10 protein-coding genes are annotated in these 14,082 nt (G+C 73.0%); 6 read left to right on the top strand and 4 right to left on the bottom strand.

Going from position 1 to position 14,082, the window contains the following annotated elements:
* Positions 1-267 precede the first annotated feature (267 nt).
* The 3 genes from AC5P1B_RS16310 to AC5P1B_RS16300 all read left to right on the top strand — a co-directional run bounded on the left by AC5P1B_RS16310 (position 268) and on the right by AC5P1B_RS16300 (position 2,382).
* Entirely contained in the window at positions 268-792 is a 525-nt protein-coding gene (locus AC5P1B_RS16310) for an SAV_6107 family HEPN domain-containing protein (RefSeq protein ID WP_493887859.1), read from the top strand.
* Positions 793-907: 115 nt separating this feature from the next.
* Positions 908-1,681, top strand: a complete 774-nt coding sequence (locus AC5P1B_RS16305) for a class I SAM-dependent methyltransferase (protein WP_493887858.1) — start codon at positions 908-910, stop codon at positions 1,679-1,681.
* A gap of 293 nt (positions 1,682-1,974) precedes the next feature.
* Entirely contained in the window at positions 1,975-2,382 is a 408-nt protein-coding gene (locus AC5P1B_RS16300) for an SCO2097 family morphological protein (RefSeq protein ID WP_493887857.1), read from the top strand.
* A 622-nt stretch (positions 2,383-3,004) separates the two neighbouring features.
* Here AC5P1B_RS16300 and AC5P1B_RS16295 read toward each other — a convergent pair.
* The 4 genes from AC5P1B_RS16295 to AC5P1B_RS16280 all read right to left on the bottom strand — a co-directional run bounded on the left by AC5P1B_RS16295 (position 3,005) and on the right by AC5P1B_RS16280 (position 8,787).
* Positions 3,005-5,428 (bottom strand): transglutaminase TgpA family protein, encoded by a 2,424-nt coding sequence (locus tag AC5P1B_RS16295; RefSeq protein ID WP_493887856.1) that lies wholly within the window; start codon positions 5,426-5,428, stop codon positions 3,005-3,007.
* Between the two features lie 100 nt (positions 5,429-5,528).
* On the bottom strand, positions 5,529-6,878 hold the full coding sequence (locus AC5P1B_RS16290; protein WP_493887855.1) for a DUF58 domain-containing protein: 1,350 nt from the start codon (positions 6,876-6,878) through the stop codon (positions 5,529-5,531).
* A gap of 14 nt (positions 6,879-6,892) precedes the next feature.
* The gene (locus tag AC5P1B_RS16285) at positions 6,893-7,891 is read right to left on the bottom strand and encodes an AAA family ATPase (RefSeq protein ID WP_493887854.1); all 999 of its coding nucleotides are present in this window, start codon (positions 7,889-7,891) and stop codon (positions 6,893-6,895) included.
* 338 nt (positions 7,892-8,229) lie between these two features.
* Positions 8,230-8,787 (bottom strand): beta-class carbonic anhydrase, encoded by a 558-nt coding sequence (locus AC5P1B_RS16280; RefSeq protein WP_493887853.1) that lies wholly within the window; start codon positions 8,785-8,787, stop codon positions 8,230-8,232.
* Between the two features lie 386 nt (positions 8,788-9,173).
* Here AC5P1B_RS16280 and rsmH point away from each other — a divergent pair, with 386 nt between their 5' ends.
* The 3 genes from rsmH to AC5P1B_RS16265 all read left to right on the top strand — a co-directional run bounded on the left by rsmH (position 9,174) and on the right by AC5P1B_RS16265 (position 14,074).
* Positions 9,174-10,133, top strand: coding sequence for a 16S rRNA (cytosine(1402)-N(4))-methyltransferase RsmH (rsmH, locus tag AC5P1B_RS16275; RefSeq protein WP_493887852.1), 960 nt, complete (start codon positions 9,174-9,176; stop codon positions 10,131-10,133).
* Positions 10,130-10,855: a cell division protein FtsL gene (ftsL, locus tag AC5P1B_RS16270; RefSeq protein ID WP_493887850.1), complete on the top strand. Its 726-nt coding sequence runs from the start codon at positions 10,130-10,132 to the stop codon at positions 10,853-10,855. Before rsmH ends, ftsL begins: the two co-directional genes overlap by 4 nt.
* Before the next feature lie 1,317 nt (positions 10,856-12,172).
* The gene (locus AC5P1B_RS16265) at positions 12,173-14,074 is read left to right on the top strand and encodes a peptidoglycan D,D-transpeptidase FtsI family protein (protein WP_493887937.1); all 1,902 of its coding nucleotides are present in this window, start codon (positions 12,173-12,175) and stop codon (positions 14,072-14,074) included.
* The last annotated feature ends 8 nt before the right edge of the window (positions 14,075-14,082 follow it).

Here is a 14,082-nt window from a genome sequence, read left to right as displayed (position 1 = left end):
GGCGGCGCGCGGGCCCCGTGGTGGAACTGCCGAGAGGACTGGCCGCCCGGAAGGGGCCGCAGCGGACGCGGTGGGAAACGCGGGGCGCCGCGGAACCGCGTCCGCTCCCCACCAGCGCGAACACCTCGGCGCGACCCGCTGTCACACCCGCTGTCACCGGTGTTTACGCAGGTCAGAGCCGATTGTCAGTGGTGTGCCCCACGATGGGCACATACGGCGGCCTCATTACCACACGGCGGGCCGCCACACGACGACAGGAGGTTCGTCATGGCCAGTACCGCCGCCGCACGACGGCACCGAGCCGCCGGCCCTGCCCCTTCGTTGACCGGACCCGCGAGCGATGTCCACCCCGTGCTGCGACGCGCGACCGCCCCGCCCGCGGCCCTTGACTTGCTCACCCAGGCCCACCAAGGGCTGGAGGAGGCCGCCTCGCTCGCGACGGCCAATGAGCGCTTCGCGACCGCGCACCTCGCCGCGCTGCGCACGGCGGCGGCCGTGCTCGCCGTCCACGGGCGACCGGAGACCAATGCCCGGCGGCGCCAGCGCATACGCAGCGCCTGGGAAGTTCTGCCCGAGGTGTCGCCGGAACTGACCGAGTGGAGCGCGCTGTTCGCCTCCGGCGCGAATCGCCGGGCGCGGGCCGAGGCGGGCATCCAAGGCGCCGCGAGCGACCGCGACGCCGACGATCTGCTGCGCGACGCCGGGATGTTCCTGCGCATCGTGGAGCGCATGCTGGTGCTGCAACCCCTGCTGCCCCGGCAGACCGCCCCTGACGACGCGGCGGAGGGCTGACCCGCACCACGGGACCGGCCACCGCGCCGAAGGCAATAGGCTGGGGTTCACCGACGTCAGACTCTCGCCGACACCGCCCAGAACGTGTCGGCACCGCGCCGAGGAGCAACCCGCTGTGTCAGACCCGCTGCGCCCCCGTGCGTCCCTTCGTACCGCTGTGGTCTGGGAGGTCCTGAGGGACGCCCTGGACCGTCGGGCCAAGGCCGGCGATGCGGGCGGCACGGGCTCAAGCGACGGCCTCGACGTCCTCGATACGGGCGGCGGCACCGGCAACTTCGCGGTTCCCGTCGCTCGTCTGGGGCATCGTGTCACCGTCGTCGACCCCAGCCCCAACGCGCTGTTCGCGCTGGAGCGGCGGGCCGCCGAGGCGGGCGTGGCCGACCGGGTGCGCGGCGTACAGGGCGACGCGCACGGTCTGTTCGACGTCGTGGAGCCCGGCGGATACGACGTGGTGCTCTGCCACGGAGTGCTGGAGTACATGGACGACGCGGCCGAAGGCGTACGCAACGCCGTCGCCGCGCTCCGCCCCGCGGGCACTCTCAGCCTGCTCGCCGCCGGGCTCGGCGGCGCCGTGCTCGCTCGCGCGCTCGCCGGTCACTTCGCGGAGGCCAGGCAGGCGCTCACCGACCCCTCCGGCCGCTGGGGGGTGGGCGACCCGGTGCCGCGCCGGTTCACCGCGGACCAGCTGTCCGACCTGGTGACGGCCGCTGGGCTCCAGGTGGGCGCGGTGCACGGGGTCCGCGTCTTCGCTGACCTGGTGCCCGGCGTGCTGGTCGACACCGAGCCGGGCGCCATGGACGCGCTGCTCCAACTGGAGGCGGCGGCCGCGGAGATTCCCGCGTTCCACTCCGTGGCGACTCAGCTTCACGTGCTGGCTGAGCGGCCTTGACCTTCGCCACACGCGTCACTCGCGTGGCCTAGCGCGCGGGTTCCGCCGCTGACGTGGCATGCAGTCGGCCACAGGCCACCCGATCAGCCCGTTCTCACCGTATGATCGGGGGCACACGGTCCGGCATGGCGGGTCGGTGGGTGGGGAATGGACGTCTCAAGGCCATCAGGCACCACCTCGGTACTGGTGGGTGAATTGGCGCAGAGGGGCGGGTTTCACGGGGGCGATTCCCTGCCTATTCTGGAAGGGTCGCACCCCGGTCGCCCCCCGCGACCGACGAGTAGGAGGACTCCGTGCCGCTCTCGGAGCACGAGCAGCGCATGCTCGAGCAGATGGAGCGAGCGCTGTACGCCGAAGATCCCAAATTCGCGACAGCGCTTGAGGGCAGCGGCCTGCGCACGTACACCCGGCGACGGGTCTACCAGGCGGTCGCGGGTTTTCTGGCGGGTATCGCGCTCCTGATGGCTGGGATGGTCGCCCGGCAGATCTGGATCGGCGTTCTGGGCTTCCTCGTCATGCTGGGCTGCGCCGTACTGGCTGTGACCGGTTGGCGTAAGGCACCCAAGCCAGGTGAACAGGCGCCGACGACGGCGGCCGGCGGCGCGGCACCGCCGCGTCGGCAGGGTCGTCAGCAGCGCCGGACGATGATGCACCGGATCGAGGAGCGGTGGCAGCGCCGCCGCGACGAACAGGGCCACTGAGCGCTCGGACCACTCAACGTGGTGAGCGTTCTGGGTCAGCTGTCCAGCATGCGGAGGCGGAGTGAGCAGGTGCCGACGCTGGCAGGGACAGCCGACCGGATTTCTCGCTGACTGTGCTTGACCTGTTTTTCTGCTTGCGCTGACAGCTGTGGGTGGGAGCGTCGCCTTCTTGGCGGTGCCCCCACCCACAGCTTTTTCGTTCGGCGCATCTTCCTCTTGGCCGCCCCACCACCCGGACGACCGCGAAACGGGGCGGATTCGGCCATCCGGAGGCACCCGCCGCGTCGTGCTCAGCCGTACTCCTCGTGGACCGCCCCGCCCGCCCGTAGCGCCGGAGCAGCTGGGTCGTGTCCGGCGGGTCATGCTGGGGGGGAGCCGCTGTCCGTGCGTCGCGGACCGTGGGTACGTCGCGTGGCAGGCCGCGCAGCTCCTCGCGCTGACGAGGCACATCCCCGCGCTGTGCCAGGACTGCTTCCCCTGGGGTCGCCAGCCGCACGGCCGCACCATGGCTCGGCTGTACGACGGCGCGTCCTTGCGACCCGACGGCTGGACACAGTCGGCGCCGCCGACTGCCGTCAGCTGCGCCGACTGTGCCCATGGCGAGCGGCCGTGCCGTCGTGCGTCAGCCGCGCTGCCTGCTTGGCCATCGCAGGCCGCTGAGCCGCCGCTGCCAGGCGGAGCCGCGCCACCGCTCGGTCTGCGCGGACCAGCGCCGCGAGGATTCCCATACGACCCGAGCAGCCGACCGCGGTGCGAAGAGGGCCCGTGCACGGGCCACCTTTCCGGCCGTGTCCCGCAGCCCGTTCGACGCCAGCCGCACATCGCCCGCCAGCCCCATGGCGGGCCGGGGCTGCGGCGCGTACCACGTCTCCTCGACCGCCGCCGCCACCCGGTGCGTCGCCTCAGCGGGCGGCCCGTCCAGCTCCCCGATGCGGACGATCCGCGCCGCCGCCTTGCGGGGGGTGAGCGAGTCGTCCGGCAGAATGCCGTAGTCCCACCCGGAGTCGATCAGCTCATGCCACGCCGCCACCGTGCGGTCGGCGGCCGCCGCTGGTGTCCTCCCCGCCGACTCGCCCAGTCGCCGGGACCGGGCCCGCTGTCTCCACAGCATGGGCAGCATCGGGAGCACCAGCGCCAGCGACACCCCTCCGCCGATGAGCCCGATCTTCTTCCAGGGCGGACCGCTGTCCTCGTCGTCCTTGTCCGGCTCGTGCGCGGCGGGACCGCCGCACTCGCCGAGCTTCTTCATCTCGGCGGTGCAGCTGTCCGACGGCGACGGCCGCGCCGACGGCTTCTCTGACGCGCTCGGCTTCGGCGCCGGGGACGAGGGGTCGCCTCCCGAGGGGATCTGCTCCACGGTGTAGTCGGGCTGGGTGCCACGGCTGGGGGTCGGCTCGAAACGGGTCCATCCGACACCCTCGAAGTACAGCTCGGGCCAGGCATGCGCGTCCTTCAGGCCGACCGACATCGAGCCGTCCGCCTGTGCGGCGCCCGGAGTGAAGCCGACCGCCACCCGTGCCGGTATGCCCAGCGTCCTGGCCATCGCCGCCATGGAGAACGAGAAATGGACGCAGAAGCCCTCGCGCTGCTCAAGGAACTTGGCGATGGCCTTGGAGCCGCTGCCGGCTTCCACCTGCGTGTCGTAGCGGAACCCGCCTTCCAGCGAGAACCAGTCCTGGAGCTTGACGGCCTGTTCGTAGGCGTTGTTCGCGCCGCTGGTCACCTGCTTCGCGGTGCGGGCGACGACCGGCGGCAGGGAGTCGGGCACCTGGGTGTACTCGCGCCGCAGCTTTGACGGGGGAGGCGGGGCGGAGGCGAGCTGTTCCGCGTCCGGCTGGACGATCAGGCTGGACACCTCGTACTGCGCGCCGCGGGTGTTCTGCCCGCGGTCGCCGACGATCGTGCGGCCCTCCGGCTCGAAGCGCCAGCGCCCGTCGATCTTGACCCGGGAGGCGGGATACGGGAGCGGCAGCCAGTTCTGCGCGTACCAGTCGGCGGCCGTGATCACCGTGTCCACCGCGTCCGTGTTGACGCCCGAGGTCAGGCCGGGCGGGGCGGGCAGCGGCTCCGGTACGTCCTCCACCTGCCGCTCGGACGGCTTCCATGCCGTGCCGTCGAACTTGTCGAGCGCGACGATACGCAGATACATGTCCTGGGTGCTGCCGGTGGAGGTGCGGTAGCGCAGCACCTCCTTGTCCTCGGGCTGGTTGAGGCTGTTCTGCAGGGACACCAGCGGGTTCACCGCTGAGATGGTGCCGCCCTTGCCGCCCTGACCGCCGACGCCGCCGTTCTGGTCGTCGAGCAGCCCGCCGTCCAAGGACGGCAGAAGGGCCGGCACGGCGAGCGCGATGCCCAGCGCCAGCACGCTGATGCGGCGGCCCGCGCGGGCCGGGGCCGACGACGCGCCGCCGCCCGCCGCGTCAAGACCGGAGGACATCGGCTGCCGGACTCCGCCACTGAACACCCGGCCCCACTGGGAGAGCCGGTCCCTGCCCTCGGCCAGCAGCAGGACGAGATAGCCGACCGCGGCGACCAGGAACCACAGCCAGTCCGATCCGCCGTCGGACAGCCCGGCGGCGATCGAGAACAGGGCGAGTAGCGGCAGCCCGGCGGGCGCGGCGCTGCGGAAGGTCACAGCGAGCGCGTCCACCCACAGGCCGATCAGCAGGACCCCGCCGACCAGCAACAGCTTGATGCCGGTCGTGCCGGGCGCCGGGATGGCGAACTGCGCGACGTCGTCGGTGCCCTCCGACAGCAGTCGGCCCAGTTCGCGGAAGACGGCCGGGCTGGGCAGCACCCCGGCGATCGCGTGGTCGCGCGCGAAGGTGAGCGTCAGCAGCAGCAGTGTCAGCACGGCCTGCGCGGCGATCGTGAGCGGCCGCGCCAGCGGGACGCGGCGGGCGAGCACCCCCGCCCCGGTCTGGATCGCGAGCAGGACCGCGGCCTGCACGAGCCAGCCGGACGAACGGACGAGCGGCAGCATGGCGCAGCTCGCCGCCAGGGTGGCCAGCGCCGCGCACAGCGCGAGTCGCGCGCTTCCACTCATCCCTGGTCCCCGTTCATCGAAGTGCCCCCGCCTACACCCAGTACGTCGCCTACACCCAGTACGTCATCCGCGTCTCTACACCTCATGCCTCATCACCCGCTCACGCCCAGCTTCCGTAGGCGCCGCCCGCCGCCGAGTTGCCACCGGCCTGCGCGCGGAAGTGGTCCGCCTGCCGCCACAGGTCCGGCAGCGGAGCCCCGGGGGCGACCGGCAGCGCGGCCCAGCCCGCGTCCCGCAGCACCTGCAAGCGCTGTTCGAACCACTGGGTCCGCACCCCCCGCATGCCTCGCGTCCAGGCACCGCTGTCCAGGACGAACGCCACCGCCACGCCGCTGCGGTGGCGCATCCGGGAGACCAGTTCCGCCTGCTCCTCGTCGAGTTCGCCGAGGAAGGCGATCAGCAGCCCCTCATTGCCGCCGCGCAGCACGTCGTAGGCGGGGGAGAGCCCGATGCCGTCGGAGTGCTCCACGGTCGCCAGGGCGTCGAGCATCAGCCCGGCGGTGTCCGCCGAGTCGTGGGACCCCGTGTAGCCGCCCGCCGCGTCCATGCCCGGCACCGAACTGCCGGTGTCGGTCAGCAGCCGCACCGAGTAGCCGCGCTCCAGCAGATGCACCGCCGCTGAGGCCGCGCCCGAGACCGCCCATTCGAAGGCCGAGTCGGGCCCGGCGCCCTGGTGGGCGATGCGGCGGGTGTCGAGCAGCACCGTGCACCGGGCCCGCCGTGGCTGCTCCTCCCGGCGGACCATCAGCTCGCCGTAGCGCGCGGTGGAGCGCCAGTGCACCCGGCGCAGGTCGTCGCCATGGCGGTAGCCGCGCGGGATCACGTCGTCCTCACCGGCGAGCGCCAGCGAGCGCTGCCGTCCGTCGCCGTACCCGGCGGCCTCGCCCGAGAGCTGGACCGGCGGCAGCGACTCGGCCCTGGGCACCACCGTCAGCGTGTCGTAGCTGCTGAAGGCCCGGGTCAGCTCGCACATGCCGAAGGGGTCGGTCAGCCGCAGTTGAAGCGGGCCGAGCGGATAGCGTCCGCGCAGATCGGAGCGGACCCGGTAGGAGACCTCGCGTCGCCCGCCGGGCTCCACCCGGTCCAGCACGAACCGCGGCCGCGGTCCGAGCACGTACGGCACCCGGTCCTGGAGCATCAGCACGCCCGTGGGCAGCCGGGAGACGTTGTCGACCCGCAGGTGCACGCGGGCCTCGGAGCCCGCGGGCACCCGGCCCGGCTCAAGCCGCCGGTTGCCAGCGACCCGGTACCGGGTGCGGTAGACGACGATGACGCACACCAGCGGCAGCGCGGCCAGCAGCAGTCCGACCCGCAGCAGATCCGCCTGGCCCAGCACGAGGCTGCACACCGCCGCGGCGACCCCGGCGGCGAGGAAGGACCTGCCCCGCGTCGTCAGCCCGGCGAGCGCCGCCCGCGCGCCGCTCACCCCGGGGTCACTTTCCGTAGGCATCGCCCCGCCGGACATCACAGCCTCCGGGCGCCCGGAGGCTGCTGGCCGTACGGCGAGGGCACGGGCGTGCGGTGCAGGATCTCCGAGACGACCTGCTCCGCCGTGCGGCGGTTCAGCTGCGCCTGCGCGGTCGGCAGCAGCCGGTGCGCCAGCACCGGGACGGCCAGGGCCTGGAGGTCGTCGGGCAGCACGTACTCCCGGCCGCTCAGGGCCGCGGCGGCCTTCGCCGCGCGCACCAGGTGCAGCGTCGCGCGCGGTGACGCGCCGAGCCGCAGCTCCGGGTGGTGCCGGGTCGCGCCGACCAGCTCGACCGCGTACCGCCGCACCGGCTCGGCGACGTGCACGGTCCGCACCGCGTCGACCAGCTTGATGATCTCGTGGGCGTGCGCGACCGGCCGCATGTCGTCCAGCGGCGAGACACCGCCGTGCACGTCCAGCATCTGGAGTTCGGCCTCCGGATGGGGATACCCCATCGACACCCGCGCCATGAAGCGGTCACGCTGCGCCTCGGGCAGCGGATACGTGCCTTCCATCTCGACCGGGTTCTGCGTGGCGACGACCATGAAGGGGCTGGGCAGCTCATACGTCTGCCCGTCCATGGTCACCTGCCGCTCCTCCATCGACTCCAGCAGCGCGGACTGGGTCTTGGGCGAGGCGCGGTTGATCTCGTCGCCGATGACGATCTGCGCGAAGATCGCCCCCGGCTTGAACTCGAAGTCCTTGCGCTGCTGGTCGTAGACGCTCACGCCGGTGATATCCGACGGGAGCAGATCCGGCGTGAACTGAATGCGCCGCACCGAGCAGTCGATCGACCGGGCGAGCGCCTTGGCGAGCATGGTCTTGCCCACCCCCGGCACGTCCTCGATCAGCAGATGCCCCTCGGCGAGCAGCACAGTCAGCGAGAGCCGTACGACCTCGGGCTTGCCCTCGATCACGTCCTCCACGGATCTGCGGACCCGATCCGCTGTGGTGGTCAGATCGCTGAGGCTCGCTCGTTCGTCATAGGTCGTCACCCGGCCCTCCTCGGCCCGTTCCCTGGCCGAATCCACTGTGCGGACCGGCCCACCCCAAACACCGACACCGCACGCCCATGGTGGCGGGGGGTGGTGGCACGTACGCATTCTTGCCGCCATTGCGGCTTCCCGTCACTCGCCTGTGGATAACTGCGGGCGAAATGCCTGGCCTGCCGTTTTGTGGCGGGTTTGGCGCTGCTGATTCTGTGCCGCTTGTACGCCTTCGCGGTGCTGGTGCGGTCGCCCGGTGACCGGCGGATGGCAGCCCGCGTGCCTCGGTGCCGGGCACGGCGGCCGGGCCCGCCGTGATGGTCGGGCGGGCGGCGGGCCTGACCCGCTCAGCTCCGCGGGCTGATCTCCCGCAGCAGACCCGTCGTCACGTCGAAGATGAAACCGCGCACGTCATCGGTGTGGGGCAGGAACGGCGAGGTGCGCACCCGCTGCATCGACTGCCGCACATCCTGGTCGAGGTCCTTGAACGCCTCGACCGCCCACGCGGGACGCTGCCCGACCTCAGCCTCGATCTCGTGCCGGAAGTCCTCGGTGAGAGTCAGCAGACCGCACTCCGTGTGATGGATCAGCACCACGCTGCGCGTGCCGAGCGCCCGCTGGCTGATGGTCAGCGACCGGATGATGTCGTCGGTCACCACGCCGCCCGCGTTGCGGATGGTGTGGCAGTCGCCCAGCTCAAGACCGAGCGCGGCGTGGAGGTCGAGGCGGGCGTCCATGCAGGCGACGATCGCCACACGGCGCACCGGACGGGCATCCATGCCGGGGTCGGCGAATTCGGCGGCGTACGCCCTGTTGGCCTGGACGAGGGAATCGGTCACCGTGCCCGGAACGGGACTGTCGCTGTCGTTGGACTGGGGCAGCGGCGCAGACGCGGATGTCGACATGGCTTGACCGTAGTCGCCGCTGATGGGCGGCGCTGCCTGCGGGGTCGGGCAAAGGCGGTCAACATGGCACGTTGTGAGGTAACCCACAGGGGGAAATCTCGCTGCTCCGTACGGGTGAAGGAGGCCGGATCGAATGGAAGCGGGACGCGCTGGCCAGTTGGTTGACCGCGGAGTCGAGTGGACTAAAGTGACGCGAAGTGGGAGACGTGGCGCTCCCCTTGAATCGATCGAATCTCCCGCGTGCGCGGCGTGTACGTGCCACTCGGCCTCCTCCCGCTCCCGGCCGCCTGACGTCACTTCCCCGGCGCCAGTAGGCCACTTCCCCTTCAGCGAGCGGGCGGGGACCCGGCGGCACGCGCCCGCCGTCACTCTTCCTGGAAGGGCGCATGAGCAGCAACGCTCTCCACGTTCCCGTCATGCTCCAGCGCTGTCTGGATCTGCTCGCTCCCGCTCTCGCCGAGCCGGGGGCGGTGGTCGTCGACTGCACGCTCGGACTCGGAGGGCACAGTGAGGCGCTGCTCGCCACCTTCCCCGCGGCCCGGCTCGTCGCCCTCGACCGCGACCAGGCGGCCCTGCGGCTCGCCGGTGAGCGCCTCGCCCCCTACGGGGACCGGGCGACCCTCGTGCACGCCGTCTACGACGAGCTGCCGCAGGTGCTGGAGCGGCTCGGCATCGCCCGGGTCCAGGGCATCCTCTTCGACCTCGGCGTCTCCTCCATGCAGCTGGACGAGGCCGACCGCGGCTTTGCCTACGCGCAGGACGCGCCGCTGGACATGCGGATGGACCAGACGACGGGAATCAGCGCCGCCGAGGTGCTGAACACCTATCCGCCGGGCGAGCTGGTACGGGTGCTGCGGACCTACGGCGAGGAGAAGTTCGCCCGCAAGATCGTGGAGGCGGTGGTGCGCGAGCGGGAGAGGGAACCGTTCCGGATGAGCGCCCGCCTCGTCGAGCTGATCCGCGACGCGCTGCCGCAGGCCGCCAAGCGCACCGGGGGAAACCCCGCCAAGCGCACCTTCCAGGCGCTGCGCATCGAGGTCAACGCCGAGCTCCAGGTCCTCGAACGCGCCATTCCCGCCGCCGTGTCCACCCTCGCCGTCGGCGGCAGGATCGCGGTCCTCTCGTACCACTCGCTCGAAGACCGCATGGTCAAGCAGGTCTTCGCGGCCGGGGCGGCGAACACGGCCCCGCCTGGCCTGCCCGTCGTTCCCGAGCAGTACCAGCCACGGCTGAAGCTGCTGACGCGTGGCGCCGAACTGCCCACCGAAGCGGAGATCGCCGAGAACCGGCGCGCCGCCCCGGCCCGGCTGCGCGGCGCTCAGCGTGTTCGCGAGGAGACGGCGTGAGTGGCGGCGGGCGCCGCGACCGCGTCCCCCGGCTCGCCAGGCTGCGGCCCGCGGGTCACGGGGGAACGGCGACCGCGCGGCGTGCGCCCTTCGTACTGCTCGTCGTAGTGCTGCTGTCGTCGGGGCTGATCGCGCTGCTGCTGCTCAACTCCTCGCTCAACCAGGGATCGTTCGAACTCACCAGGCTGGAACGCCAGACCACCGACCTGACGGATGAGCGGCAGGCCCTTCAACAAGAGGTGGACGAGCTCTCGCAGCCGGACACGCTGGAGCGAAGAGCGAGTGAACTGGGCCTGGTGCCCGGTGGCAGCCCGGCGTTCCTCGACCCGGACGGTACGGTGCGCGGCGTGCCCGCACCGGCGACGGGCGAACCGTCGGTACAGAGCGCGCCCGAGCCGTCCCGGCCGCCGTCTGGAACCCCGCCGTCCGGCGCCTCGTCGACCGGGACGCCGCAGCCTCCTGCCGCCGGGCCGTCCGCCGTGCCCACCACCGGCCCGTTCGCCACGCCGCCCGGAACGCCGCCCACCGGAACGCCTCCGGCCGCTGCCGGGACGCCGCCACCGGTGTCCGGCCCGCGCGCCTCGGGCGCCCCGGTGCCGCAGATCCAGCCGCAGGTCCAGCCCTCCATGGTCCCCGGTGCCCCGCCCCACGCTCCCGCCGACCAGGCGGCCGGGTCGGCCGCCCGTACGCCCACGATCCCCATCCCGACCCCCGGCAGGTGACGTTGTGCCGTACTTCCACGGGGCACGGCCCCCGGGCCCACCACGACGGGACGCGGCACCGCGCGGCGTGAGCGCCCACGACGCCGTGGCTGATGTCCCCGGGGGAGGCCGGACGTGACCGGCCGGGAGCCCAGAGACCCGCGCGAGCCCGGAGAGCGGCGGGACGCACGGGAACCTCGTGAACGCCGCGAACCTCGTGAACCCCGCGAACCCGGAAGTGCCAAGGAGCCGAGGGACCGGCGGGACTTCCGGGGCTCCAGGGAACCCCGGGACTCCCGGGAGCCGCGAAGCCCCGGAGACCCGGCGGAGCCCAGAGGACCCAGGCAGCCGAGGAGTTCACGCGACGCCGGGGACCGGCGCGAGCCCGGTCCCGTGCGCCCGCGCGGTGCCGACCGAGGTGACCGCAGTGGCGACCGCCGGGTCGATGGCCCAGGCCGAAGCGAGCGGAGGCCACGAGACGGACGCGACGGCCGCGAGGGACGGGGTGGTAGCGACGCGAGCGATCGGCGCGACGGAAGCAACCAGAGCGACAGGCGCGCCGCCCGCGAGGCTCGTGACGCCCGCGCCGCCCGAGACGGAGTGCCCCCGCGAGGCCCCGGCCGCCCAGCGCCGGGCCGTCCCGCCACCGGTCGCCCCGGCGACGCGCCGCGCTCCCGCCAGGACGACCAGCCGCGCCCCGACGGCCGCCAGCCGCGCTCCGGGGACGGCACACCGCGGGGCGGCGCCCGGCCACGGGGCGCCGCGCCCCGTAGCGACGTGGAGCGTCCCGGGCCCGAGAGCCGCTTCCGGGGCTCCGCCCGGTCCCGGCGCGCGGACGAGCCCGGCGCGGGGCAGCGCCCCCCGGGCGACGGCCGCAGCCCCGCCACAGGCCGCCCCGGCCCCGGCTCAGCCTCCGGAGAGCGGCGGGAGTCCGGTCAGCCGCCGCGCGGGCCGGGGCGCTCGCGCGCGGACAGCCCCGCCGACGCCGAGCGGCGGCGCGCCGCCGCTCAGGCGCGCCAGCGTGCGGAGGGGCGGGCCCGGGACTCGGGGCGCCGTGGCCGTGACGCGGGCGCCGACGAAGGGGCGCGCCCGCGCGGCGTCGTCCACCCGCGCGGCGAAGCGCGCCCCGGCGCCGACCGTCGGGGCCCCGACCAGGCCACCGGCCGGGACGGAGCCGGGAACCGCGACCACGACCGGAGCCACGACCTCGACCTCGACCACGACCATGACCATGACCACGACCACGACCACGGCCTCGACCACGACCGCCACCGCGACCTCGGCGACGACCAGTACCCGGCAGGCGGCCGGGGCGGGCGCCGCGACCGGGCTCGTGCCGTGACGCGGCGGGCCGAGGGCACCTCCCGCCGGGGCCCCGCCGAGCGCCCCCGCCAGCCCCGCACCGGCAGTGCCGGACCGCTGCGGCTGGGCAGCCCGCGGCCGCGGCTGCGGCTGGTCAGCCTGGGGCTCACGCTGGTGATGCTGGCCTTCGTCATCCGGCTGCTCCAGGTGCAGGCGGTGGACGCCAACGCGTACGCGTCGAAGGCCAACGTCAACCGGTACATCCCGGTCACGCTGGCCGCCGAGCGCGGGTCCATCACCGACCGGGGCGGCGTGGACCTGGCGACCACCGTGGACGCGTACGACATCACCGCCGCTCCCGACCTCCTCACCCGCGACCGGACGAAAGCCGGTGACGCGCCCGAACAGGCCGCCAGGCTGCTCTCGCCGATCCTCGGGGTCGGCGAGGAGGTGCTGGAGAAGCGGCTCAGCATGAACCCCAAGTCGAAGTACGTCGTCCTCGCCCGGCAGCAGACGCCGCAGGTGTGGAACCAGATCAAGGACCTCAAGAGCGCGCTCGCCGACAAGGAGGCCAAGGGCAAGGGCGTCAACGTGCTGGCGGGGGTCAACCGTGAGGCGCACACCAAGCGGGTCTACCCGAACGGCCCGCTCGCGGCCGGGATACTGGGCTTCGTCGACTCGCAGGGCAAGGGCGGCGCCGGTGTCGAGCAGCTGCTGAACAAGAAGCTCGAAGGCAAGGACGGCAAGCGGGTGTACGCCCAGTCCGGCGGCCGTCAGGTGCCCACGGCGGACGTCAAGGAGCAGCCCGCGGTGCCCGGTGCCGACGTGGAGCTGACCATCGACCGCGACGTGCAGTGGGCCGCGCAGAACGCGATCTCCAAGCAGGTCGCGAAGTCCAAGGCGGACCGTGGTTACGTCGTCGTCCAGGACACCCGGACCGGCGAGATCCTGGCGATGGCGAACGCGCCGGGGTTCGACCCGGGGGACATCTCGAAGGCCGACCCCGAGGCACTGGGCAACGCCGCGCTCACCGACGCGTACGAGCCGGGCAGCACCAGCAAGCTGATGTCGCTGGCCGCCGTGCTGGAGGAGGGCGCCGCCACGCCGGACACCCATGTCGAGGTGCCCAACCGGCTGCCGCGCGCCGGCCGGGCGTTCGCCGACGACATCGACCACCCCACCTGGCATCTCACGCTCAACGGCGTGCTCGCGAAGTCCAGCAACATCGGCACCATCCTGGCGACCGAGCAACTGGGCAGGACACAGCCGAAGTCCAACGAGATCCTCTACTCGTACCTGCGGAAATTCGGTCTTGGCAAGCCCACGGGGCTCGGCTTCCCCGGCGAGACCCCGGGCATCCTGGCCAAGCCGGGGGACTGGAGCGCCTCGCAGCAGTACACGATCCCGTTCGGGCAGGGCCTGTCGCTCAACGCCGTCCAGGCGGCGTCCGTGTACTCGACGATCGCCGGCGGCGGCGAGCGGGTCACGCCGACGCTGGTGCGCGGTACCAAGGGCCCCGACGGGCGCTTCACACCGGCGCCTGAACCGGAGCGCACCCGGGTCGTCAGCCAGAAGACGGCCAAGACCCTGGCCCAGATGCTGGAGTCCGTCGTCGACAACGAGGAGGGCACCGGAGCGAAGGCGAAGATCCCGGGATACCGCGTCGCCGGCAAGACCGGTACGTCCAACCGGGTAGATCCCGCGACCGGCCGCTACCACGGCTACACCGCCTCCTTCGCGGGTTTCGCGCCCGCCGACAAGCCACGCGTGACCGTCTACTGCGCCGTCCAGAACCCGACCAAGGGCAGCTACTTCGGCGGTCAGGTGTGCGGCCCGGTGTACAAGCAGGTCATGGAGTTCGCGCTGAAGACCCTGCGCGTGGCCCCGACCGGCGAGCGGGCGCCGAGGCTGCCCGTGTCGTACGAGCCCGGAGAGTGAGCGGGGGC

The sequence above is a fragment of the Streptomyces sp. A01 genome (genome assembly GCF_059026195.1).
The sequence above is the reverse complement of the archived record's forward strand: the minus strand, read 5'-3'. Positions and strand labels throughout refer to the sequence as shown.